Source organism: Aureivirga sp. CE67 (genome assembly GCF_015767245.1).
GTDB lineage: Bacteria > Bacteroidota > Bacteroidia > Flavobacteriales > Flavobacteriaceae > Aureivirga.
On the sequence record NZ_JADOTV010000002.1, the window covers coordinates 344,093 to 369,772 of the forward strand.

The following is a 25,680-nucleotide window of genomic DNA, read 5'->3' on the forward strand; positions in this document are numbered from 1 at the left end:
CATATTGCTTTATGAAAAATAGATCATTTTTAATTTTATTCATTATAGGTTTTGTTGCAGTTTTAATTGGAGCTTTCAACAAAATAAACGGAAATGAAAATGCGAGTATTCAATTACTTGTGGGAATGTTATTAAAAGTTATTTCCATATTAGGATTAATATGGAATAATTTTTCAAGGATAAAATTTTTATTTAAATAATAAAATATAGGCAATTCAATTTTGAGTTGCCTTTTTTGTTTTATGAGTTTATCCAACTACACGATTTAAAAACACAAATAAACGTTGTTTTAAAGCTGTATAATCCATGATTTGTTTCAAGATAGAAGAAGTATCTACTTCTGGATTTGAAACTTGTGCAGTAAGTTGTTGAATTTTTAAATCAATTAAAATTCTACGAAGATTAAAAATAGTATCGTTTACTAATTTTGATAATCCCATTTCTTTTGATTTTACAAAAACCTCTTTGCTATCCCAATCACTCAACATGTGTTTTTCATCATCCATAAGAAAATGTGTTACTTGCATGGCGATATTTGTATCAGGATGATTGATTAAGTTTTCAATCGAAATTCCATCACTTTGATTTGCTCTATTCATGATTTCATTATAAATAGACTGAAAAGTTGGATTCGTAAATTCCGTTTCGTCTTCTTGTAATTGCAAAAAGATTTCTTGAAAAACTTTACTTCTGAAAATCTCCTTTTTGAAAATTTCTTTTTGTTTTGCTTCATCAAATTCAACATAATTAGAAACAAAATCTACTTCCGTATTTCCATATAAAATCAAAATACGAATTACTTCTTGCTCCAATCTCAGAAGTTGCTTTTCGATGATGGTAGTTTTCTTCTCTGTTTGCTGTTGTTTTACAACTTCAAGAGCCGGATTTCTTCTTTGTGTTCTACCTTGTTCTCTTTCTCCTTTTTGACTTAATTGCTGTAATTCACTGAAAAGAACATTTTCCGAAATTTCCATGATTCTTGCACATTCTTGCACAAAAACTTCTTGTTGAATTCTATCTGGAATTTTAGATATACTAACAACAATTTCACGAATCAGATTCGCTTTCTTTATCGGATCATTTTGCGCTTCTTCCATTAATAAAGAAACCTTAAACCCAATAAAATCCTGCGTATTATTCTGGATGTATTCTTTTAGTTCCGCATCCGAAACTTTCTTTGAAAAACTATCTGGATCATCTCCATCAGGAAAATTTAGAACTTTTACATTCATTCCTTGTTCCAGAATCAAGTCAATTCCACGGAAAGAAGCTCGAATTCCAGCAGCATCTCCATCAAAAAGAATCGTGATGTTATTTGTTAATCGTTTAATCAAACGAATTTGATCTGGAGTCAAAGCAGTTCCTGAAGAAGCTACCACATTTTCAATCCCCGATTGATGTAGAGAAATTACATCCGTATAACCTTCTACCAGATAACAATTATCTTCTTTGGCAATCGTTTGTTTGGCATAATAAATTCCATAAAGAATTTTACTTTTATGGTAAATATCACTTTCAGGAGAGTTTACGTATTTGGCGATTTTTTTATTATTTCCAAGAATTCTTCCACCAAAACCAAGAATTCTTCCACTCATACTATGAATCGGAAAAAGCACACGACCTTTAAATCTGTCAAACTTTTTAGTTTCACGAACAATCGTTAAACCAGTTTTATCCAAATATTTTAAATCATAACCATTCTTTAATGCAGCATCTGTAAAATCACTCCATTTATCTAGATTATAACCAAGTTGGAATTTCTTAATAATATCTTCTCGAAAACCTCTTTCTTTAAAATAAGATAAGGCAATTGCTTTTCCTTCTTCTGTATTATGAAGTGTTTTTTGGAAATGTTCATTGGCAAATTCAGAAACTATATACAAACTTTCTCTTTCGTCTGCTTGTTGTTTTTGCTCTTGAGTTTGCTCCGTTTCTTCTATTTCAATCTGATATTTTCTAGCTAAATATTTTATCGCTTCTGGATACGAATAATGTTCGTGTTCCATCAAAAAAGTAACTGCAGAACCTCCTTTTCCTGAACTAAAATCCTTCCAGATTTGTTTTACAGGAGAAACCATGAATGAAGGAGATTTTTCATCCGAGAATGGACTCAAACCTTTTAAATTGGAACCAGATTTTTTTAATTGTACAAAATCACCAATTACTTCCTCAATTCGAGTTGCTTCAAATACTTTATCAATGGTGTGCTTAGAGATCATATTTTCTTAAAGTAGAAATTTTAAAATTAAATTGTTTTAAATTTCCCCTCTTGAGAGGGGCTAGGGGTGTGTTTTTCCCAATTTTATAAAATCAATATTAAATTTAATCTTATTATAATTAAATAGAAAGGTGTGTTAAAATTAGTTTCTAACACACCCCTCATTCCCCTCTCAAAAGGGGAGGATTTTATTTTAAATATGTTTTTGAAGGTTTAATTTTTTTAAGTTCCTCTCTTGAGAGGGGTTAGGGGTGTGTAAATTCACACAAAAATTAAACTTTTAAAACAATTACGAAACTGCTTTTAATTTCTTTAAAGTAGTTTTCGTTAATTTTTCTTCTGCGTAATCTTTAGTTACAACTAATTCTTTTACATCAGAACCTGGAAGTTCGAACATTGCATCTGTTAAGATAGATTCACAAAGAGAACGCAATCCTCTTGCTCCAAGTTTATATTCCAATGCTTTGTCAACAATATACTGTAAAGCTTCTTCGTCTATAGAGAATTTAATTTCATCCATTCCGAATAACTTTTCGTACTGCTTGATAATTGCATTTTTAGGCTCTGTAAGAATCGCTCTTAAAGTTTCTCCATCAAGAGGGTTCATGTAAGTCAGAACAGGAAGACGACCAATAATTTCAGGAATTAATCCAAAAGATTTAATATCTGTAGGAATTATGTATTGTAATAGATTTTCCTCGTCAACTTGATCCGTGTTTTGCGAAGCTCCATATCCAACAGCTTGCTGATTTAAACGTTTTCCGATGATTTTTTCAATTCCAGAAAAAGCTCCTCCAGCGATGAATAAAATATCTTTCGTGTTTACTTCGATAAACTTTTGATCTGGATGTTTACGACCACCTTTTGGCGGAACATTAACAACAGTTCCTTCTAATAATTTCAGTAAAGCCTGTTGTACTCCTTCTCCAGATACATCTCTTGTAATAGAAGGATTATCACTCTTACGAGCAATTTTATCTACTTCATCAATAAATACAATTCCTTTTTCAGCTTTCTCTACATTATAATCAGCAGCTTGTAAAAGACGCGTTAAAATAGTTTCCACATCTTCTCCTACATATCCAGCTTCTGTTAAAACAGTTGCATCCACAATTGTAAAAGGAACATTTAACATTCTTGCGATTGAACGAGCAATAAGTGTTTTACCAGTACCAGTGTTTCCAACTAGCATGATATTACTTTTCTCGATTTCTACATCATCATCTGTCTTCTCTTGTAATAATCTTTTATAGTGATTGTAAACCGCAACAGACATTACTCTTTTTGCTGCATATTGCCCAATCATATATTGATTCAAGAATGCTTTAATTTCTTTAGGTTTTTTTAAATCGATATCTGCGGTTAAAGCATCCGATTTTGCTCCGATAACTTCTTCCAAAACAATGCTGTGTGCTTGCTCGATACATTTATCACAAATGTGCGCATTCATCCCAGCAATCAATAAATCCGTGTCAGATTTCGGACGTCCACAAAACGAACAACCTAATACTTCTTCTTTAGACATTATAAAAAAATTTAATAGATATTATTGTGATCTCAAATTCCTCTCTTGAGAAGAGTTAGGGGTGTTTTTTTGCCTAAATTTCCATCACAATAAAGTTTAATATATTTTAGTTACGAATTAATAACTCATCAACCATACCATACTCTTTTGCTTCTTCAGCTCTCATCCAATAATCTCTGTCAGAGTCAAGATTTACTTTCTCTACAGTTTGACCTGAATGCTTAGCAATGATTTGATATAATTCGTCTTTTAATTTTAAAATTTCACGAGCAGTAATTTCGATATCACTTGCTTGTCCTTGTGCTCCACCTAATGGTTGGTGAATCATAATTCTTGAATGTGGTAAAGCAGAACGTTTTCCTTTTGTTCCAGCACACATTAAAACAGCTCCCATAGAAGCAGCCATTCCTGTACAAATTGTAGCTACATCAGGTTTGATAAATTGCATTGTATCATAAATTCCTAACCCAGCGTAAACTCCACCTCCTGGCGAGTTAATATAAATAGAAATATCTTTCGTAGAATCCATACTTTCTAAGAAAAGTAATTGCGCTTGAATGATATTTGCAACTTGATCATCAATTGCTGTTCCTAAAAATAAAATTCTATCCATCATCAAACGAGAAAAAACGTCCATTTGCGTTACATTCATTTGGCGCTCTTCCATAATATAAGGAGTCATGCTACTAACAATTTTATCGTAGTACATACTATTGATTCCGTGGTGTTTTGTAGCAAATTTTTTAAATTCTTTTCCGTAATCCATATTTGGTTGTTTTAAAGTTTTTTAAAAACGTGTAAAGATACACAAATTAAGTCTTCTATGAAGAAATACGATAGTTTCCGAAATATATTACAATTTTATGGAAAATCTTCATTTTAAATTACCATTCAATATAAATCATATTTATGCAATATTAAAATTTTCCTAATTAATATTATGCTAGTTTTTTAAGGTAGATATATTTTATAATTTAAATTTTAAATAATTGAAAATCAATTAATTGAATTTAAAAACATATTAATTAAGATATAAATTAAATTGTAAAGAAATCTATTGATGAGACAACCAATTGAAATAATCAAACCAAATAGCTTTGAAGCAGATAATCACTGGTATCCTAAAGCTTTAAATGCAACTATTCATCCGATGGTTAATTTTTTTATGAATTTAGATGTGGAAAGAATGGTTAATCGTTATTGTCATTTGAATCCTAGTGTCAAAAGAGAAAAATTAAAAGAAATACTCAATTATAAAACTAAATATTACCATTGGTGTGGAGCAGATTTAATTAATGTTACGACTAAAAATGGAACAAGAAAAATGGTTGTGATCGAAAATAATTCTTGTCCATCTGGTCAAAAATCCATGCCACTTCAATTTGATAATCAAGAAGAAGGAGGCTATAAATCTTTAATTGAAAATGCATTTGTTCCTTTTATGAAATGTAAAAGAGGCGTGCCAAAAGTAGAAGGGAAGTTAGCTGTTTTTTATGATAAAAATCCGATGGAAGCTTCGGGTTATGCGCATGCGATTGCTAATAGATTTAATGAAGAAGTGTTTTATATTCCTTTTTATAATGATGAAAGACATGATAAGATTCGATATGTAAATGATCAGTTCTATGTTTTTCATAAAAAGGCTTGGCATCCGATTCGAGGAGTTTTTCGCTATTTAACCAAAAAACCATGGAATAGATTACCTATTCGTTCTAAAACGAGAATTTTTAATCCAATTATTGCTTGTCTTTCTGGAGGAAGAAATAAAACAACTGCTGCAAAGGCATATGATATGTACAATGCAGATTTAAACAAAACAGGATTGAAGATAAACACACCAGAAACGATTTGGGATGTAAACAAAGAAGAAATTCCGCTTTGGGTAAAACGTTTTGGAGGACAAGCCGTAATCAAAGTTCCTTATATGAATGCTGGACAAGGAGTTTTTCCGATTCTTTCAGAAGAGCAATTAGAAACTTTTATGGCTAAAGAATTTACCTACGATCGTTTTATTGTGCAAAGTTTGATTGGGAATTTTAATTGGGGAACTAGTAAAGAAGCGAATAAATTATTTCATGTAGGAACGATTCCCAATGCTAGAGGAAATGCTTATGTAACAGATATCCGTTTCATGACAAGTACAACTGCAAACGGAATTCGCCCAATTGCTATTTATGCAAGAAGAGCTAAAAAGCCATTAAAGAATGAAATTCCATCGGAGAAAGAATCTTGGGAAGTTTTAGGAACGAATCTTTCGATAAAATTAGGAGAAAATCAATGGACTTCGGATACTTCTAGATTATTACTCCCTGATAGAAGAGATTTTAATAAACTTGGTTTAGGATTAGATGATTTAATCGAAGCATACATACAAACAACACTTTCGATGATTGCAATAGATAAAATGTGTTCGAATCTGATTTCGCCAAAAGGAGTTTTAAAGAAAAGATTGTTTAAATCTTTAAATGATGACTCGAAATTGATAAATGAGATTTTTGAATAATTTTTGAAGATGAACAAGCAATTGATAGGATATTTTTATGGTGTTTTGAGTACTTTAATTTGGTCTGTAAATTATTTAGTACCAAAAGCTGTGAATGGAAATATTTCTCCGATTGCTTTCAATACTGCAAGGTGGTTGGTTGCTTTTTTGATTTTGTTGCCATTTAGTTTAAAGTTTTTTACCAAAGAAAATTTTATAATATTAAAACGTGATTTTTGGTTTTATACGATCGCAGGAATAACAGGGATTTCGATTCAAAATACTTTGATTTATTTGGCAGGACAAACTTCACCTACAATAAATCTTTCTTTGATTTCGATGACTTCAGGAGTTTTTATGGTCATTATTGCGATTATATTTTTTAAAAGAAAATTACACTACAAAGAGTTTTTCGGAATACTGATTACAGTTTTTGGGGTTTTGCTTTTAATTTCTGAAGCTTCTCTAAGTAATATAATGAATTTAAATTTCAAAATTGGTGATTTATATATGTTATTAGGAGCTATAAGTTTTGCGGTATATTCTACATTTGTGAGAAAAAAACCAGAAGGAGTATCTAATCATTTTATGCTATTCTTTTTGATTTTTTTCGGGCTGATTTACATGTTACCCTTGACTGTTTGGGATGTGATACATAATAGCTCCAAATATAATTTTAAAGATGAGGTTTTGTTTTCGATTTTTTATACAGGAATTTTTGCTTCGCTAATTGGTTATTATTTATGGAATAAAGCAATAGATAAAATTGGCATTGTAAAAACCGCTGCTATCTATTATTTGATTCCGGTTTTTAGTGCTTTTTTAGCAGTTATTTTTTTCGAAGAAAGACTTTATTACTATGATGTTTTAAGTTTAGTTTTAATAGTTTTTGGAGTTTCTTTTGCTTCAAGTCTTGATTTTGCAAAAGTCAAAAAACTTCGATTTGTAAGACAGAAAAAGAAATAATTGTTCGGGATTGAAATAAAACTTTAGAAATAAAAAAGAATGAATAAAACAGTATTAGGATATGTTTTTGGGTTTTTAAGCACTTTTTTTTGGGCGTTAAATAGCGTGATTCCTAAAATAGTAAATGATACGGTTTCTCCATTTCTTTTAAACACATTACGATGGAGTTTAGCATTTCTGCTTCTTCTACCTTTTAGTTTAAAATTTTTCAAAAAAGATAACCTACTTATTTTAAAGAAACATTTTATCTTTTTTTCAATAATAGGCTTTACAGGAATCACTACAGTAAATTCTTTTTTTTATATAGCAGGAGAAACTTCACAAGCCATTAATTTATCCTTGATTGCTATAACATCTTCCATTTTTACAGTTTTGATTGCAGTTCTTTTTTTAAAAAGGAAAATTTATTTAAAAGAATTTGTTGGAATTATCTTGGCAATTGTTGGAGTTGTGTATTTAATTTCAAATGGTTCTATTAAGAATATTCTCGATTTAGATTTTAATAAAGGAGATATTTTAGCTTTAATAGGTTCTTTGTTTTTTGCAATTTATTCTGTTTATATTAAAAAAATACCCAAAAATATTTCCAATCATTTATTTCTGTTTTATACAATTTTAATGGGATTGGTTTATTTAATTCCTTGTGTTGTTTATGAATATTTTTCCGGTACTTGGGTTTTTAAACCAAATGAAAAAGACATTATATCTATAGTTTATTCCGCAGTTTTTTCTTCTTTAATTGGTTATTATCTTTGGAATCGAGCAGTTATTTATATCGGAATTGTAAAGACTTCTTCTATTTATTATTTGACTCCAGTGATTGGTATTTTGGCTGCTGTTGTTCTTGTCAATGAAAAGCTACATTTTTATGATATTATAAGTATGCTCTTGATTATTTTTGGTGTTTATTTAACTTCAATTCAAAAAGAAGAAACTTAAAAATAAAATTGAAAGAATCCATAGTGGAGAAATTGCTATTAAAGTTTTTTTTACTCCAAATTGATTGAATTTTTTTAGACCAATAAATCCAATTTTAAAACTATAAAATGAGAAAAATAAGATAATAATATTTCTTGTAATATAATTATTCCAATCAGTTGTGGAATAATCTGAGGTTTTTAAATATCCTATAATTAGATTACAGAATATTATCGGAATTAAAGAGTATATGAAAGTTGAAAAAACTTCTAAGAATTGTGCTTTTCCATTTAACTTTTGACAAATTTTAAAAACGATAAAAGAATAAGCATGATAGAATCCAAATGAAAAAAATGATGAAAAGGCAAGAAGAAATAATTGATATGAAATATTAAAACTGAATGTTGTGTAATCTTTTTCAAAATTAAGAATAGACAAAGTATAGCAATGAACGGTTGTAATTATAAAGCATAAGAACAGTCTATTTTTTTTACTTTTTTCATTGAATAAGTCTAAGTTTTTTCCGGAAGAAAAAGCTGTTAAGAGTATGTTTTTCATTCTTTTTCATGTTTTTAGTTTTTAAATGTATAAAATTTTAAATAAAAAAACTCCCAAACTAAAAATAGAGTGGGAGTTTTAAAAATATATTTTGAAAAAAATTATTTTTCTAAAACAGTAAATTCAATAGTTGAATTTGTGAAAACAGAATGTGTTTGTTTTTTGAAATCTGATTCTTTTGCTTTGTAAATATTTGGTACAAAAGTTTGTGGATTCAAATCAAATAATGGGAACCAAGAGCTCTGAATTTGAATCTGAATTTTGTGTCCTTTTTTGAAAGTATGGAAAACATCTTGAAGTTTTACATCAACTTCCGTTTCTTTATTTGGTACAAAAGCTTCAGGTTTTGCAAAATCGTTTCTAAACTTTCCTCTCATGATTTCACTACGAACCATTTGATGATAATTACTCATCTTTAAATGATTTTGAACGTCCTTATGCTCTTCATGGTCTGCTGGGTAAATGTCTACAACTTTTACAATCCAATCTGCATCTGTTCCAGTAGTTGCAACTTTTAATTTTGCTAAAATATCTCCAGCTAAAGTCACATCGTCTTCTAAAACTTCCGTTTCAAAAGTAAGTACATCCGGTCTTCTTGCAGCAAAACGTTGGTCATCCGTCATGTATTTTCTTGGAGTAAAAACAGTTTTGATGTCTTCAGAATAAGGAACAGGTTTTTTAGGGTCGCTCACGAAAGAAATTTTCTCTTTAGAAGTTTTATCAGTTCCAAATTTTTGATCTGCTTGTAAATACCAAGTTTGTTTTTTTGCATTTTTTGGTGGCCAAACATCATATTCTTTCCATTCTTTTTTTCCAGTATCAAAAACATAAGCTTCAGGTAAACCACTTTCTTTTGATCCATCTCCTTTTAAGAAATGGTGGAAGAATTTACTTTCAATATTTTTTTGATAAAAAGTAGAAATAGAATCTCCGAAATATACATTTCCAACTAAACTTTTTCCTTTCTCTCTCGCCCAATCACCATGACTCCAAGGTCCGAAAACCATTGTGTTGTAATTGTCTTTGTTGTATTTCTCAATGTTTTTATAAGTTTCAAGTGGTCCGTATAAATCTTCCGCATCAAACCAACCACCAACAACCATCGTTGCAACGCTCGGCTTTACATTTTTTAGATGCTGAATTAAACCTCTTTTCTGCCAAAATTCATCATAATTAGGATGTTCTGTGATTTGTTTCCAGAAATAATCATTTTTATAATTTTCATCCAATTTCGATAATGGAGTATTATCTAAGAAATACTGATATTGATCTTTTGTTCCGAAATCTAAAAATTTATACCAAGCAGTATCTGTTGGCTGATCTTTTGGAGTTCCGAATAGGCTATTTACCTTATAATAACTTAAAGTATAAGCTCCGTTATGATGGAAATCATCAAACCAAAAATCTCCAATACAAGCTTGAGGAGAAGCAGCTTTTAATGCAGGATGTGCATCTACTACAGACATTGTTGCATAATGCCCAGGATAAGAAATTCCCCAAGTTCCAACTTTTCCATTATTGTTTTCTACATTATTTACTAACCAATCAATAGTATCGTAAGTATCTGTAGTTTCATCAATTTCTTTTTCTTTTTTGTTTGGGATTACAGCACGCATATTGTCATATACATCTTCGCTCATCCATCTTCCACGAACATCTTGATATACTACAATATATCCTTCTTTCATCATCGTTTCACTTGGCCCGATTTGTTTTCTAAACTTATCTTCACCATAAGGACGACAACTATAAGGAGTACGTTGCATTACGATTGGATACTTTTGACTTTTATCTTTTGGAGAATAAATAGTTGTGAAAAGTTTTTTTCCATCACGCATTTCAATTTCAACTTCTTTTTTGTCGTAATTTTCTTTTACATAATTATTTTCTTTCTTCTCCTTCTTTTTTTCTTCTTTTTTGGTTTCATTTTTTGAAGTTGTCGATTCATTACAACTTGTGAAAACCAATCCGATAGAAAATAAAATGGCCGTTATCGTGTTAAATTTCATTTTGATATTATGGGATTATTTTAAGATTGTAAAGCTACAAAATATAAAATATTCTTATTTCAGGTTAAAAAATCCTTATTAATCCAAATTTTTTTTTTGTAGAAAAAAATAATATTGTAACTTATAACTAATTTATTTTTAAATAGTTAGGTTGATTATGGAGAATAAACAATATATACTGAAAGAACGCCCATATGGTGATGTTACAAATGATACTTTTCATATGAGAAGAGTGAGTATGCCGAGCTTGAGAGAGGGAGAAGTGATGGTGAAAACAAAATATATTTCTGTTGATCCATATATGCGTGGAAAAATGAACGAGCAGAAAACATATACAGAGCCTTATGTTGTAGGAAAAGCAATTTATGGGGCTGTTGTTGGAGAAGTTGTAAAATCTAAAGATAAATCCTATCAACCTGGTGATTTTGTTCATGGAATTATGCCATGGCAAGAGTATTGTTCTATTCATACGGAAGATGTAACAAGAGTAAATGTTCCAAAAGAAGATTTACCAATGGCTTTAAGTGTTCTTGGAATGACAGGGCTTACAGCTTATTTTGGTATGATGAAAATTGGAAAACCAAGAGAAGGGGAAACAGTAGTGATTTCTGGAGCTGCCGGAGCAGTAGGAACTGTTGCAGGACAAATAGCAAAGTTGCATGGATGTAGAGTGATTGGGATTTCAAGTTCAGAAATCAAAAATCATTATTTAGAAAATGATTTAGGGTTCGATGATACCATCAATTATTTAACAACAGATGATTTAGATTATGAATTAAGTAGAAAATGTCCTGATGGAATCGATATTTACTTTGATAATGTTGGAGGTAAGATTTCAGATACTATTATGGAGCAGATGAATTTCTTTAGTAGAGTAATTGTTTGTGGTCAGATTTCTACTTATAACTCAAAAGAGAAAAATATTGGATTAAGAATCCAGCCAATGATTTTAACGCGAAGCATGCTAATGCAAGGATTTATAGTTTCTAATTATCATGATGAGTTTCCGAAAGCACAAAATGAATTAGCAAAATGGATTTCTGAAGGTAAAATTAAAAATAGAGAAACAATCATAAATGGTTTTGAAAATCTACCAAGAGCATTTATGGGATTATTCCGAGGAGCAAATATTGGAAAACAATTAGTGAAAGTGTATTAAAACAAGATGTGTATAAATAAAAAAGCCTTAATCAATTTGATTAAGGCTTTTTTGTGGTACCTCCAGGAATCGAACCAGGGACACATGGATTTTCAGTCCATTGCTCTACCAACTGAGCTAAGGTACCATTGCTTGTTCTTAGCGGTTGCAAATATATGACATTTTTTTTTACAATTCAAAGTAAAATCTAAAAAAACTCTTTGTATTTTTGCAATCTTTATGATTTAGACCAATGAATTTAATTATTGATGTAGGAAATACCAGGATTAAAGTAGCTGTTTTTGAGGAGGATACTTTAGTTAGTTTATTGAAAATAGATCCGGAAATGATTTTTCAAGTTTTAGAAAAAAAAATTGAAAAATATAATTTACAACATGCAATTCTTTCTTCAGTTGGTGAAAAATCGGATGAAATAGCAAATTTTTTAGAAGGTAAAGTCGCTACCGTTTTTTTAGACCAACAAACAAAAGTTCCTTTTATCAATAAATACGAAACTCCAAAAACTTTAGGTGTAGACCGTATAGCATTAGCTTCTGCTGGTGTTAGTCAGTTTCCAGAACAAAATGTTTTGGTGATTGATGCTGGGACTTGTATTACATTTGATTTTGTAAATAAAGAAAAAGAATATTTAGGAGGAGCAATATCATTAGGATTGATGATGCGATATAAGGCTTTGCATAATTTTACGGCAAAATTACCGTTATTAACTCCTGAAATACCTGATAGCTATATTGGAAAGACAAGTGTAGAATCCATGAATTCGGGTGTGGTAAATGGAATAATTGCTGAAATAGAAGGAATAATAAGCAAATATCAACGTGATTTTAATAACTTAACAATAGTTTTAACAGGTGGAGATGCTAAATTCTTGGCTAAACAATTAAAAAAAGGCATATTTGCAAATCCAAATTTTTTATTAGAAGGATTAAACGATATTTTGAAATATAATTTAAAGTAATGATAAAACGAATTTTAGTATTAATTACTATTCTTTTTTCTTTAAAGGGGGTAGCACAAAAAAACAGTAGTTCACCATATTCTTATTTTGGAATTGGACAAGGGCAATCTTCAGCTACTGTGGAGCAACTTAGTATGGGGGGCGTAGGAGTATCTTATGGAGATGCTTATCACGTGAATTTGATTAACCCTGCTTTAGCTTCAAAATTAAGATTAACAACATATACGGTAGGATTAAATACAAGAGCATTAAATGTAGAATCTGAGTCTGGAGGAAAGCAAAAAGCTAGATCTACTTCTTTTTCATATTTAGCAATGGGAATTCCTGTAGGTGAAAAGGGAGGATTTGTTTTCGGATTGGATCCAAGAACTACTGTTGGTTATGATCTTACGAGTATTATGAGAGATGGAGATGATATTTCTGAAATCAATTACTTTAAGGGTGAAGGAGGAACAAATAGAGTTTTTGCAAATTTTGGATATGAAGTTTTTAAAGGTTTAAGTTTAGGAGTTGAAGGTTCTTATATTTTTGGTAAAATCGAAAATGATGTAATCAAACAAGTAAACGGAGTTCAGTATGCTACTAAATATGGAACGAGTTATAACGTAAAAGGGACTTCATTGAAATTAGGAGGATTTTATCAATATAATTTAAAAAATAAAATGCAATTGAATTTTGGTGCAACAACTACGTTTGAATCAAAATTGAATACAAATGGAAATGAGCAGTTCTATTCTTTATTATACATTGATGGTGTAGAATATCCTAATGAGTTTTTATTTGACAGAACTATTGAAGGAAGTTACACAACACCTATGAGAAATGATTTCGGATTTGGAATTGGAATTGAAAATAAGTGGTTCGTAGGAGTTGATTATTCTATGAGAAGTGCTTTAGATTTATCAGGAGATGCTTTCCCTGCGCAAAATATTCAATATAAAGATTATTCAAAAATTGCTGTTGGAGGTTTTTATTTACCAAAACAAAATTCAATATCTAGCTATTGGCAAAGAGTTATTTATAGAGTTGGATTTAAATATGAAAAGCCAGGATTTGCAGTTCGCCCGACAGGAAGTTTATCAGATTTTACAGAAATTGATGATTTTGGCATATCTTTTGGTTTAGGTCTACCACTAGGTAAGAAGCTGAGTAATTTAAACTTAGGTTTTGAGTTTGGAAGAAGAGGAGATAATAAAGATGGATTAATACAAGAAAACTATTTTAATTTTAGAGTTGGATTATCTTTAAATGATAAATGGTTCAATAAACATAAAATCGATTAATACAAAATAAAACAGAAAATTTAACAATGATGAAAAGAATCACTTACATAGCACTTTGTTTATTTTTGATGGTTGGAGCAACTTACAAAGCTAATGCACAAGACGCATCAGAATGTAACGTTAAGTATAATTTGTTTAGAGGAGATTATAAAGCAAAAAAATATGACTTAGCTTATGATAACTGGTTATATTGTTTAGATAATTGTCCTAAATTAACTAAGAATATTTATATCAACGGAGAGAAAATAGCAAAACACAGATATAACAATGCTTCAGAAGCAGACAAGCCTGCTGCTTTAGCTCTTGTAAAAAGAGTATATGAGCAAAGAATCGAAAACTACCCTTCAGATTTAGGTAAAGTTTATGGTTCTTATGCAACTTTTATGAATGAAGCTGGAGCTCCTAAGTCAGAAGTTTTTGAATTATTACAAAAAGCTTTTGATGCAGATAAAACTAGAATGGGAGGGAAAAATATCTATATGTTCTTCGATATGATCTTAAACAAGAACAAAGATACTAACGTTCAGAAAGTGTTTGATACATATGATGACGTAAGTGAAGGAATTGAAGAGCAAAAAGAAGACTATATCAAGAAAATTTCTGCTTTAGAGGCTAAAAAAGAATCTGGTCAAACTTTAACAGCAAGAGAGAAAAAGAACTTATCAACTTATGAGAAAAATTTATCGAATAATGCTTTAATTGAAGCAGGATTAGATAAAAAAATCGCTGAAATTTCTACTTGTGAAAGATTAATTCCTCTTTATAGAGAAAATTTTGAAGCAAATAAAGCGAATACAACTTGGTTGAAGAGAGCTATTGATAGAATGGATAATAAAGATTGTACTGAAGATCCATTATATGTTGAATTAGTAGAAGCTTATGTTGCTTTAGAGCCATCTAAAACTATTTACTTAGCTAAGATTTTATTGAAAAATGGAAAAATCAATGAAGCAATTGAGAACTATATCAAAGCTGCTGATTTAGAAACGGATAAATTTAAGAAAGCTAAGATTTACTTACGTCTTGCAATTGAGATGAGTAAAAAAGGAAGAAAATCTGAAGCTAGAAAATATGCTAGATTAGCGATCCAAAATAATCCAAAATCAGGAGATGCTTACTTCTTAATTGGAAGTATGTATGCTTCAAGTGCTAACTCTTGTGGATCAGATGAGTTCGAAAAGAGAATGGTTTATGTTGCTGCTTTAAATAAAATGCAACAGGCTAAAAATGTAGATCCAAGTATCGCTGCAAAAGCAAACAGATATATCAAAGCTTACAAAAAACAAATTCCTACAAAGAAATCTGTTTTCGTGAGAGGAATTGAGGCAGGATCACCATTTAAAATTAACTGTTGGATTGGAGAAACTGTTAGTGTTCCTAAATAATGAAACAATCTATAGTAGATAAATATATAAAAGGCATTGGTATCACATTCGTGATATCAATGCTTTTTTCATGTGGTAACTCTAATAAAGAATTGAATGACTTTTTAGCTAATAAAAATTTACCAATTCGTGTTGGAGAAAATATACATGATATACATCAAGATTCTGGTTTTGTAAATTATAAAATGGAAACTCCATTATTGTATGATTATGAAAACAGAAAAGAACATCCTTATTATGAATTTCCGAAAGGAATCACCATTACTAGTTATAGGAAAGGTGGAGATTCTACCAAAATAACAGGGAATTATGCGATTTCTTTTCAAAAGACAGGAGTTGCCGAAATTAGAGGAAATGTTGTTGTGAATAATTATAAAGAAAATTCAATTCTAAAAACATCTCAATTGTATTGGGATCAAAAAGAAGATTTGTTTTATTCGGATAAAAAATTTGTTCTTTATAGAGATAAAGATACTATTATTGCAACAGGATTTGAATCTAAAGGAGATTTATCAAAATTAGAAACAAGAAATAATACAGGAAGTTTTAACTTAAATAATAAAGAATAGAGAAATGGAAAAATTTCAAAAAATAATGCAGTGGGGTTATTTAATAATAGCTTTGATTTTAATTATTGAATCTGTGTTGAAATTTATGGATGGAGAGACGAACAAAGGTATCCTAGGATTAATTTTTGCAGGTTTAGCAATATTTATGTATTTTTTCAAAAGAAAATTTCGAAAACGCACGAAATTCAATAATAAATAATAGAGTTTAAAATTAAATATGGAAGTAGAAATAATTGTTATACTTGTAACAATTTTATTATCAGCTTTTTTCTCAGGAATGGAAATAGCATTTGTATCTGCGAATAGATTACAAATCGAGCTGGAAAAGAAAAACAACGGAATTTTAGCAACAGTTCTTACGAGACTAACTAAGAAATCTTCAAAGTTTATTACTACAATGTTGGTTGGTAATAATATTTCTTTGGTTATTTATAGTTACTTTATGGGGGAAGTTTTGACAAACCTTTTAGGTATTGGAGATATACTTTTTCAAACACTTATTTCTACACTTGTTATATTAATTACTGCAGAATTTTTACCAAAAGCAATTTTTAGAATTTATGCAAACGAAGTTCTAAAACTATTTGCGGTTCCTGCTTATATGTTCTTTGTCGTATTCCACTATATTTCGGAATTTATGACTTGGATTTCTGATTTTTGTTTAAGAGTATTTTTTAATGCAAAAGAAGATGAACAAAAAACAGAATTTAGTAAAGAAGAATTAGGAAACTATATTACCCAACAACTTGAAAAAACATCTGATAAAGACGATGTGGATTCAGAAATACAAATATTTCAAAATGCTTTAGAATTTCATAATGTGAAAGCGAGAGAAATCATGATTCCAAGAACAGAAATTGTTGCTCTAGAAGTTTCTGATGATGTGGAAGAATTAAAGAAAATATTTGTAGAAACCGGATATTCTAAAATTATCATTTATAAAGAATCGTTAGATAGTATTATAGGTTATGTTCATGCTTTTGAAATGTTTAAACAACCTGAAACGATCAAATCTGTTTTACTACCAATAGAAATGGTACCAGAAACAATGATGATTAATGATATTTTGAATATTCTTACCAAAAAGAAAAAAAGTATTGCTGTTGTTTTAGATGAATACGGAGGTACTTCTGGAATTATAACTGTAGAAGATATTGTAGAAGAACTTTTCGGAGAAATTGAAGATGAACACGATACGGTGGAACTTTTAGACAAACAAATCACTGAAAATGAGTTTGATTTTTCAGCAAGATTAGAGGTAGATTATATAAATGAAACCTATGATTTGAAGATTCCAAAAGAAAATGCTTATGAAACTTTAGGTGGATTTATAGTTTATAATACAGAAAATATACCTGAAAAAGGAGAAATATTAAAAATAGGGGACTATGAATTTACAATTCTTGAAGTATCTGCAACAAAAATAGAAGAACTTCATTTAAAGATTGTTAATAATTCAAAATAATTTTTTCATTTCCTATAAAGTACAAAAGAAATTAAGAGAATTATAATAAAATCACTTTTATTTTTAAATACTAAATTGTACTTTCGCACTTCGAATATAAAAGAAAATAACTAATGGCAATTTTATCAAAAATTAGAGAAAAAACGAGTATCTTAATTCTTATTGTAGGATTAGCACTACTTGCATTTGTTGTAAATCCAAAAGATATTTACGATTTTTTCACTTCTAAAAAAGGAAACTCTGTTGGATCAATTGACGGAGAGACTATTTCAAGAACTGAAATGGGACAAGCTGTAGAGGCTTATAAAGCAGGAAGACAAGGTGTTTCTCAAACACAAGCTGTGGATGCAGTATGGAATAGTTTAGTAAGTGAAAAGATTTATGCTAAGCAATTAAAAGAAGCTGGAATCGTAATCGGTGAAAACGATGTATGGAAAGCTATTGTTAATATGCCAGCAGTTCAACAAAGTCCATTATTTAAAAACGAAGCAGGTTTATTCAACGAAGAAAAACTTAAAGAATATATTGCTAATTTACAATCTGATGCAAAAAACGGAAACTCTGCAGGATGGTACAATTGGTTAAACACTGAAAGAAACGTGAAGCAAAGTTTAGAAAGAACTGAGTACAATAACTTAGTGAAATCTATCATCGGAGCTTCAATTGAAGAAGGAAAAAGAAAATACTACTTCGAAAATACTAAAATGAATGCTGATTATGTTTACGTTCCTTATTCTTCTATTAAAGATGAAGAAGTTTCAGTAACAGATGCAGATATTCAAGCTTATATTTCTGCGCACGCAGCACAATATCAAGTTGGAAATGGAAGAGATATCGAATATGTGAAATTTGATATTAAGCCATCAGCTGAAGATATTAAGAACATCAACGCGAAAGTAGCAGGATTCATTAATGAATTAAAAGAAACTAAAGATTCAGATATTTCTTTATTTGTAAACGAAACTTCTGATATCAACTATAACGATAACTTACTTTACAAAAGTCAAGTACCAAGTGCAGTAGCTGATACAATTTTTAACTTACCCTTAAATGGTGTTTACGGACCATATGATGATGCTGGATATTCTAAAATCAGTAAAGTTGTAGCTATCGAAGATGTACCTGAAGTAAAGTCTAGTCACATTTTAATTGCTTACGAAGGAGCGCAAAGAGCAAACCCAGATGTAACAAGAACTAAAGAAGAAGCTGAAAAAGAAGCTCAAAAAGTATTAGCTGAAGCTAAGAAAAGAGATGCTGACTTTGCTGCTTTAGCAATGAAATATTCTGATGGACCTTCTGCTAATAAAGGTGGAGATTTAGGATGGAATAAAGACGGAGTAATGGTTCCTGCATTTAATGATTTCACTTTTGATGAGAAAAACAAAGTTGGAACTATCGATTTAGTAGAAACTCCTTTTGGATTCCACGTAATCAAAATCGATGATAGAAAAGCTGAAAAAGCTATCAAATTAGCTACAATTGCTTTAACAATTGAGCCATCTGAAGAAACTGAAAACAAAATTTTCGAAGATGCTGAGTTATTTGCTTCAAAAGTTTCTGAAAACGGAAATTTTGATGAAATCGCAAAAGAAAAAGGATTCAAAGTAAATCCAGCTGACGGATTAGATATTATCAATGATAACGTTCCAGGATTAGGATCTCAAAGATTAATCGTAAACTGGGCATTCAACGAAGATACTAACATTGGAGCAACAAACCGTTTTGATGTTGAAAAAGGATATGTTGTTGTAAAATTATCTGGAATTACAGAGAAAGGTTTAGCAAAAGCTTCTAGTGTTGCTTCTGAAGTTAGACCAATCGTAATGAAAGAAAAGAAAGCTGAGTTATTAAAAGCTAAAATGAACGGAGCTACTTTAGAAGAAATCGCTTCTTCAAATGGAGTTACTGTAAAGAAAGTAGCAGCAGTTACTTGTGCTAGCCCAGCTATTTCTGGAGTAGGAACTGAGCCAGCTGTAGTTGGAGCAATGTCTACTGCAAAATTAGACCAAGTATTTTCTAATGTTGTTGGAGAAAAAGGAGTATTTGCTTTCAAGGTTACTAAAAGAGAAGAGCCTGCTGATATCAAAAATTACACTTCTTACACAGATCAAGAAACTAAGAAATTACAAGCAAGAACAGGACAAATTTTCAATGCTCTTAAAGAAACTTCTAACGTAGAAGATAACAGAGAAGCATTATACAAATAAAAAATATAAAAGTTATTTCTTTGAAAAGCGAGTCGTTTAGACTCGCTTTTTTTATGCCTTATATCTAAATGCTTTTCTATTAGTTAGAAAGAAGTATCTTTGCGTTTTAAATTAAATAGAAAAATGACGAAGACGATTTCTGGATTTTCGAAACTTTCGAAAGAAGAAAAAATTGAATGGTTATCAAGTACTTTTTTCCTTGATAAAGAACAAGGAATTAATACATTGAAACAATATTGGAATCCGAATACTGAATTACAAGATTTACATGACGATTTTATAGAAAATACGATTTCTAATTTTTATTTACCATTCGGAATTGCTCCAAATTTTATTATCAATGGAAAAGAATATGTAGTACCAATGGCAGTGGAAGAAAGTTCTGTGGTAGCAGCAGCTTCTTTGGTTGCAAAGTTTTGGTCAAAAAGAGGAGGATTTAAAGCAGAAGTAATTTCTACGACAAAAGTTGGTCAAGTTCATTTTCTATTTAAAGGAGAAAAAACAGAAATAGAAAATTATTTTAATGCTAAAAAAGAAGAATTATTAGCTTCTACAGATTCTATCACGAAAAACATGCGTAAGCGTGGTGGAGGAATTTTAGATATTGAATTAGTTGATAAAACAGATAAATTAGAAAACTACTATCAGATTCATGTGACTTTTGAAACGAAAGATAGTATGGGAGCTAATTTTATCAATTCTTGTTTGGAAACAATCGCTGGAGAATTTAGAAATGATGCTATTCAGATTGTGATGAGTATTCTTTCTAATTATGTTCCAGAATGTGTGGTTAGAGGAGAAGTTAGTTGTCATGTAAATGATATTGATAAAAAAACAGGATTGGAATTTGCTGAAAAATTCAATCAAGCAGTACAAATTGCAAAAGTAGAACCTTATCGTGCTGTAACGCATAATAAAGGAATCATGAATGGAATTGATGCTGTAGTTTTAGCAACAGGAAATGATTTCCGTGCAATTGAAGCTGGAGCACATGCTTATGCTGCAAAAGATGGTTCTTACAGTAGTTTGACAGATTGTGAAGTAAAAGATGGAATTTTCCGTTTTTGGATTGAAATTCCTTTAGCTGTTGGAACTGTTGGAGGTTTAACTTCTTTACATCCTTTAGCAAAACTTTCTTTAGAAATGCTTGAAAATCCTTCTGCAGAAGAATTGATGAAGATTATTGCAGTAACTGGTTTAGCACAAAATTTTGCTGCTCTAAGAGCTTTGACAACTACTGGAATTCAACATGGACACATGAAAATGCACTTGACAAATATCTTAAAACAATTAGGTGCTACAGAAGATCAGAAGAACGAAATTGAAACGTATTTTAAAGACAAAACAGTTTCGCATAGTGCAGTAGTGGAGAAATTTAATTCAATGCAAAAATTGGTTTAATGAATCGTTTTTATAGCAACGGAAAATTATTAATTACTGGAGAATATTTGGTTTTAGATGGAGCAAAAGCTTTGGCTGTTCCAACAAAATTTGGTCAGGATTTAATTGTTGAACCATTACAAGAACCTGTTTTAATTTGGGAAAGTTATACAGTTGAAGGAAATGAATGGTTTTCTGCAGAATTTGATTTACCAAAAATTAGATTAAAAACAGCAACTTTTTTTTCAGATACGGAAGGAAAAGGAGAGATGATTGCAGAAACGCTTCAAGGATTTTTGAAAGTTTGTAAAGAATTAAATCCAGAGTTTTTGACGGAAGCAAATGGTTTTTTAGTAAAAACAAATTTGACTTTTCCACAAGATTGGGGATTAGGATCTTCTTCGACTTTATTAAATAATCTTGCAGAATGGGCAAAAGTGAATCCTTTTGAATTATTGGAAAAATCTTTCTCAGGAAGTGGTTATGATTTAGCTTGTGCAAAACATAATCAGCCGATTTTGTTTCAAAAAAATGGAATAAATCCGATTGTAGAAGAAGTTGATTTTAAACCAGAATTTTCAGAGGAATTATTTTTTGTTTACTTAAATCAAAAGCAAAATAGTCGTTCTGGAATCAAAAGATACAGAGAATTCAAAGGAAATATTTCTGCTTATGTTCAAGAAATTGATGTTTTGACAAAAGAACTTTTAGAAACGAATTCTATAAAAGATTTTGAAAAAATAATCAAAGAACATGAAGCGATTATTTCTAGAATTATTGATAATCGACCAATTCAAGATATTGTTTTCAAAGATTATTTTGGACAAGTGAAAAGTCTTGGAGCTTGGGGAGGCGATTTTGTTTTAGCAACCGGAAATGAAAATTCGAAAAAGTATTTTACTGAAAAAGGTTTTTCGGTGATTTTACCTTATAAAGAAATGGTTTTATGAAAAAAGTAATTGTAATTGGAGGTGGTGCAGCTGGATTTTTTTCTGCGATAAATATCAAAGAGAATAATCCGGAAATGGAAGTTATTATTTTAGAAAAAGCCAAAAATGTATTACAGAAAGTCAGAATTTCTGGGGGAGGAAGATGTAACGTAACGCATGCTTGCTTCATTCCAAAAGATTTGACGAAGTTTTATCCTAGAGGGAATAAAGAACTTTTAGGACCATTTCATACTTTTATGACTGGTGATACCATGGAATGGTTTGAAACTCGTGGTGTTCCTTTGAAAATTGAGGAAGATAATCGAGTTTTTCCAACTTCAAATGATTCGGAAAGTATAGCAAGTTGCTTACTGGAAGAAGCTGATAAATTAGGAGTTTCTGTGAGAACAAGTATGGGAGTTCAGAAAATTAAAAAAGAAGAATCTGGTTGGAAGATTTTTACTAAAGAAGAAGTTTTCGAATCGGATTATTTGGTCGTAACTCCAGGAAGTAGTAAACCTATTTGGCAGCTTTTAGAACATTTAGGACATACTATTATTCCTACAGTTCCATCGTTGTTTACATTTAATATAAAAGATTCTAGAATTAAGAATTTACCAGGAATTTCTGTACCAAAAGCAACAGTTTCTGTTGTAGGTGAGAAATTAACTGCTTCAGGACCTTTGTTGATTACACATTGGGGAATGAGCGGTCCGGGAATTTTAAAACTTTCTTCTTTTGGAGCTCGAATTTTAGCTGAGAAAAAATATGAATACAAGATAAAAGTAAATTGGCTTTCGAAATCTTTTTCTGAAATAGAAGAATTATTGGAAGAATTTAAAAATACAAATCCGAGAAAACTAGTTTGCCAACGATCTCCATTTATGGAAATTTCAAAAAGACTTTGGGAGCAATTTGTAGTTGCTTCGAAAATTAATGATACTTCAAAATGGGCAGATCTTTCTAGAAAGCAATTTCAAAAATTGTTGGAAGAAGTAGGTTCTGGAATTTATACAGTACAAGGAAAAAGTACTTTTAAAGATGAATTTGTTACTGCAGGTGGAGTGGATTTAAAAGAAATAAATTTCAAAAAATTTGAAAGTAAAATTCATCCAACATTATTTTTGGCAGGAGAAATTTTAAATATTGATGCTGTAACAGGAGGATTCAATTTTCAGAATGCTTGGACAGGAGGATATATTATCGGACAAAATTTAGGGAAATAAAAAAAAGAGAACTTTTGACTTAGTCCTCTTTTTCCATAGAATTATAATCTTAAAAGATAAAAATTAAATAGCCTAAATGTTGATAAAACAAGTTGTACTTTTTTTAATTAGTACAACTTGTTTTTTTTTGAGAGATGTTTTTTAAATTTGAAAAAAATCTCTCGTATAATAGATGTTTAATAGAGTTTTATTCTTGATAACAATTCAAATGTAAGTCAACTTCTATTCAAAAAAAAAACAACTAGGTTGAATATCATAAAAAATAGGGTGATTTTTATAAAAATCAATTGTTACTGAAGGTTGTAAGATGTTGAAAAATAAGGGTTTTATTGTTTTTTTATATTTTTACGTTTTAAAAAGTTATTTAAAAGAGGAATAATAAATAAAATTGGGTTTATCTTTAAAAAGTTGAAAATAATTATATTTTACCTATAAAAATCTTTCAATTTTTTTGATTAATAATTTGCTTTTTGAAATAAAAATACTTTATTGGAACACGAAGATTTTTGACAAAAATCTTACAAAGCAAATGGAACTACACTAAAATATTTAATGAAGAATAAATTTATTTACATATTAAAGAAGTCTGAGAAAATCAATGTGAAAACAATGAAGCAACTTTCGTATTTGTTTTTACTTTTTTGGAGCTTTTCTTTTTATGGTCAAAAAATAGATGAGAATATTTTAGTCAATCAAAGTTTTTCGAGAATTCAAAAACATATAGATGCACAACAGATATATGAAAATGGAGTTCCAGTTGGAAGAAATGATTCTTTATATACATATTATTTAAATGTGTATTTGAAAAAAGCGAAGATTACGAAGAATCATGAGGAAATGCTTTTGACTTATTTAAAGCTGAGTACTATTTCGAAAGAAGAAGCTATTTTAAAAAATTATAATGATAGTATCAATGCTGTTTTTAGTCAAGTGCAGCCGTCAAAAAGAATCATGTATGCCTATTCTTTCCGAGCACAAGATTTATTGAATAGTCAAAATCATTATGAATTAGCAATTGAAGATTATAGTAAAACAGTTTATCTGGCAAAACAACTTGGGGATGAGGATCAGATTTATCTTACAAAGCTGTATATAGCGAATTTACACCAAGAAGTAGGTGAGTATAAAAAAGCAATGGATATTATTGAGGAAGTTTTGGCTGCACATAAAGAAAAAAACTTCTCTTGGATGGAAATTTATTATCCAGAATTAGCTGCTACTTTTATCCATAATAATAAATTAGATTCTGCAAAGATTTTTATTGAAAAAGGAATTAAAGAAGGAGGAGTTCAGAAAATTCAATATATGGATTTGGTGATGTACTCTGGGGTTTATCACTTTTTGAATGGAAATTATGACCAAAGTATTGATAGTTTACAAAAAGTAAAGTCGAATTACCAACATAAAGCTTATCTACAACAAGATAAATTACTTTCTATTGATTTATATCCTGATTATTATATAGGGAAATCAATTTATAAAAAGACTGGAAATGTTGAAGCTGCAATTCCATATTTTAAGAATGTAGATAGTATCATGCAATCGTATAAGGATGCAGATTATACTGTGATGGATACTTATGATCATTTGGTTGGATATTATAAATCTAAAGGAGATTCGAAAAATCAATTGAAATATTTAGAGCATCAAATAGAATTAGATAGCTATTTGGATAAAAAATATCGTACAGTTGTAAATAATATCAATAGAAAATATAATATTGAAGAAGTAAAAAAAGAAAAAGATGCTCTTATTGATGATTTAAAAGAGGATAATTCGAGTTTCTTTAATTTAATAGTTGGTCTTCTTATTCTTGCAAGTTCTCTTGGTATTATGATTTATATTCAAGTGAAAAGAAGTAAAGAAAGTCAATCACTTCTTGACTTGAAAGATGAAAAGCTTAATGAGTATAAAAACATAAATGAAATACAGAAAGTTGCTTTAGAAAAGGAAAAAGAAGTTGCAAAGAAGCTGAAAATCCAGAAAATGATTGAAGCTAAAAAGAGAGAAAAAGAAGAAGCGAAGAAAGAAGATAAGAAGGATTTTGAAATTTCAGAGAAATTGGTTGAAGAGATTTTGGAAAAATTAGAGAAGTTTGAAGCTTCTAAAAAGTTTATCAATAAAAAATATACATTGAGTTCTTTAGCAAAAGAATTAAATACGAATAGCTCCTATTTATCGAAGATTATAAATGCTGAAAAGAAATTAAATTTCTCTACGTATATTAATCGATTAAGAATCGAATATGCAATCCAAAAACTGGAAGAAGACAAGGTATTCCGTTCGTTTACTATTAAAGCAATTGCGGAAGAAGTCGGATTTAAAACAGCACAATCTTTTTCAGCTACTTTTTTCAAATATAAAGGTGTTTATCCTTCTGCTTTTATAAAAACTATTGAGCAAGAAAAGACAGAAATAGATTCTTAGAGTTAACCTTTTTTTT

At 29.9% G+C, this 25,680-nt stretch carries 20 protein-coding genes and 1 tRNA gene; 15 read left to right on the forward strand and 6 right to left on the reverse strand.

What is annotated here, in order from left to right; translation table 11 throughout:
* Window positions 1-11 precede the first annotated feature (11 nt).
* Window positions 12-200, forward strand: coding sequence for a hypothetical protein (locus I0K12_RS05385; protein ID WP_196885953.1), 189 nt, complete (start codon window positions 12-14; stop codon window positions 198-200).
* 48 nt (window positions 201-248) lie between these two features.
* Here the strand turns inward: I0K12_RS05385 and dnaG are convergent, their stop codons facing one another.
* The 3 genes from dnaG to clpP form a co-directional block, all read right to left on the reverse strand.
* Window positions 249-2,219: a DNA primase gene (dnaG, locus tag I0K12_RS05390; protein ID WP_196885955.1), complete on the reverse strand. Its 1,971-nt coding sequence runs from the start codon at window positions 2,217-2,219 to the stop codon at window positions 249-251.
* A 288-nt stretch (window positions 2,220-2,507) separates the two neighbouring features.
* Window positions 2,508-3,743 carry an ATP-dependent Clp protease ATP-binding subunit ClpX gene (clpX, locus tag I0K12_RS05395; RefSeq protein WP_196885956.1) on the reverse strand — a complete coding sequence of 412 codons (1,236 nt, stop codon included), beginning with the start codon at window positions 3,741-3,743 and terminating at the stop codon, window positions 2,508-2,510.
* A 106-nt stretch (window positions 3,744-3,849) separates the two neighbouring features.
* Window positions 3,850-4,509 carry an ATP-dependent Clp endopeptidase proteolytic subunit ClpP gene (gene clpP / locus I0K12_RS05400; protein WP_196885958.1) on the reverse strand — a complete coding sequence of 220 codons (660 nt, stop codon included), beginning with the start codon at window positions 4,507-4,509 and terminating at the stop codon, window positions 3,850-3,852.
* Between the two features lie 294 nt (window positions 4,510-4,803).
* On the opposite strand from clpP, the gene I0K12_RS05405 reads away from it, so the two are divergent.
* From I0K12_RS05405 to I0K12_RS05415, 3 genes are read left to right on the forward strand one after another with little or no spacing between them, the layout of a single operon-like run.
* Entirely contained in the window at window positions 4,804-6,246 is a 1,443-nt protein-coding gene (locus I0K12_RS05405; RefSeq protein ID WP_196885960.1) for a hypothetical protein, read from the forward strand.
* A gap of 9 nt (window positions 6,247-6,255) precedes the next feature.
* Entirely contained in the window at window positions 6,256-7,191 is a 936-nt protein-coding gene (locus tag I0K12_RS05410) for a DMT family transporter (protein WP_196885962.1), read from the forward strand.
* A gap of 39 nt (window positions 7,192-7,230) precedes the next feature.
* The gene (locus I0K12_RS05415; RefSeq protein WP_196885964.1) at window positions 7,231-8,130 is read left to right on the forward strand and encodes a DMT family transporter; all 900 of its coding nucleotides are present in this window, start codon (window positions 7,231-7,233) and stop codon (window positions 8,128-8,130) included.
* Here the strand turns inward: I0K12_RS05415 and I0K12_RS22205 are convergent.
* Window positions 8,107-8,667 (reverse strand): YIP1 family protein, encoded by a 561-nt coding sequence (locus I0K12_RS22205; protein ID WP_196885966.1) that lies wholly within the window; start codon window positions 8,665-8,667, stop codon window positions 8,107-8,109. The genes I0K12_RS05415 and I0K12_RS22205 overlap by 24 nt on opposite strands.
* A 101-nt stretch (window positions 8,668-8,768) precedes the next feature.
* Complete coding sequence (locus I0K12_RS05425) at window positions 8,769-10,676, reverse strand: CocE/NonD family hydrolase (RefSeq protein WP_196885975.1); 1,908 nt, start codon at window positions 10,674-10,676, stop codon at window positions 8,769-8,771.
* 157 nt (window positions 10,677-10,833) lie between these two features.
* Between I0K12_RS05425 and I0K12_RS05430 the strand changes: the two genes are divergently transcribed.
* Window positions 10,834-11,835 carry an NADP-dependent oxidoreductase gene (locus tag I0K12_RS05430; RefSeq protein ID WP_196885976.1) on the forward strand — a complete coding sequence of 334 codons (1,002 nt, stop codon included), beginning with the start codon at window positions 10,834-10,836 and terminating at the stop codon, window positions 11,833-11,835.
* Between the two features lie 54 nt (window positions 11,836-11,889).
* Here the strand turns inward: I0K12_RS05430 and I0K12_RS05435 are convergent.
* A tRNA-Phe gene (locus I0K12_RS05435) sits at window positions 11,890-11,962 on the reverse strand.
* Between the two features lie 105 nt (window positions 11,963-12,067).
* On the opposite strand from I0K12_RS05435, the gene I0K12_RS05440 reads away from it, so the two are divergent.
* The 10 genes from I0K12_RS05440 (at window position 12,068) to I0K12_RS05485 (ending at window position 25,664) form a co-directional block, all read left to right on the forward strand.
* Window positions 12,068-12,793 (forward strand): type III pantothenate kinase, encoded by a 726-nt coding sequence (locus tag I0K12_RS05440; protein ID WP_196885977.1) that lies wholly within the window; start codon window positions 12,068-12,070, stop codon window positions 12,791-12,793.
* A complete protein-coding gene (locus tag I0K12_RS05445; RefSeq protein WP_196885978.1) occupies window positions 12,793-14,076 on the forward strand; it encodes a hypothetical protein in 1,284 nt (427 codons plus the stop codon). The genes I0K12_RS05440 and I0K12_RS05445 overlap by 1 nt, the downstream gene beginning before the upstream one ends.
* A gap of 26 nt (window positions 14,077-14,102) precedes the next feature.
* Entirely contained in the window at window positions 14,103-15,461 is a 1,359-nt protein-coding gene (locus I0K12_RS05450; RefSeq protein ID WP_231372707.1) for a tetratricopeptide repeat protein, read from the forward strand.
* Entirely contained in the window at window positions 15,461-16,030 is a 570-nt protein-coding gene (lptC, locus tag I0K12_RS05455) for an LPS export ABC transporter periplasmic protein LptC (RefSeq protein ID WP_231372708.1), read from the forward strand. Before I0K12_RS05450 ends, lptC begins: the two co-directional genes overlap by 1 nt.
* Window positions 16,031-16,247: 217 nt before the next feature.
* Complete coding sequence (locus I0K12_RS05460; RefSeq protein ID WP_196885979.1) at window positions 16,248-17,495, forward strand: hemolysin family protein; 1,248 nt, start codon at window positions 16,248-16,250, stop codon at window positions 17,493-17,495.
* A gap of 113 nt (window positions 17,496-17,608) precedes the next feature.
* The gene (locus tag I0K12_RS05465) at window positions 17,609-19,702 is read left to right on the forward strand and encodes a peptidylprolyl isomerase (protein WP_196885980.1); all 2,094 of its coding nucleotides are present in this window, start codon (window positions 17,609-17,611) and stop codon (window positions 19,700-19,702) included.
* Window positions 19,703-19,801: 99 nt separating this feature from the next.
* The gene (locus I0K12_RS05470; protein WP_255552878.1) at window positions 19,802-21,103 is read left to right on the forward strand and encodes a hydroxymethylglutaryl-CoA reductase, degradative; all 1,302 of its coding nucleotides are present in this window, start codon (window positions 19,802-19,804) and stop codon (window positions 21,101-21,103) included.
* The gene (locus tag I0K12_RS05475; protein ID WP_196885982.1) at window positions 21,103-22,032 is read left to right on the forward strand and encodes a GYDIA family GHMP kinase; all 930 of its coding nucleotides are present in this window, start codon (window positions 21,103-21,105) and stop codon (window positions 22,030-22,032) included. Before I0K12_RS05470 ends, I0K12_RS05475 begins: the two co-directional genes overlap by 1 nt.
* Window positions 22,029-23,237 carry an NAD(P)/FAD-dependent oxidoreductase gene (locus I0K12_RS05480; protein WP_196885983.1) on the forward strand — a complete coding sequence of 403 codons (1,209 nt, stop codon included), beginning with the start codon at window positions 22,029-22,031 and terminating at the stop codon, window positions 23,235-23,237. Before I0K12_RS05475 ends, I0K12_RS05480 begins: the two co-directional genes overlap by 4 nt.
* Window positions 23,238-23,789: 552 nt before the next feature.
* The gene (locus tag I0K12_RS05485; RefSeq protein WP_196885985.1) at window positions 23,790-25,664 is read left to right on the forward strand and encodes a helix-turn-helix domain-containing protein; all 1,875 of its coding nucleotides are present in this window, start codon (window positions 23,790-23,792) and stop codon (window positions 25,662-25,664) included.
* Window positions 25,665-25,680 lie beyond the last annotated feature (16 nt).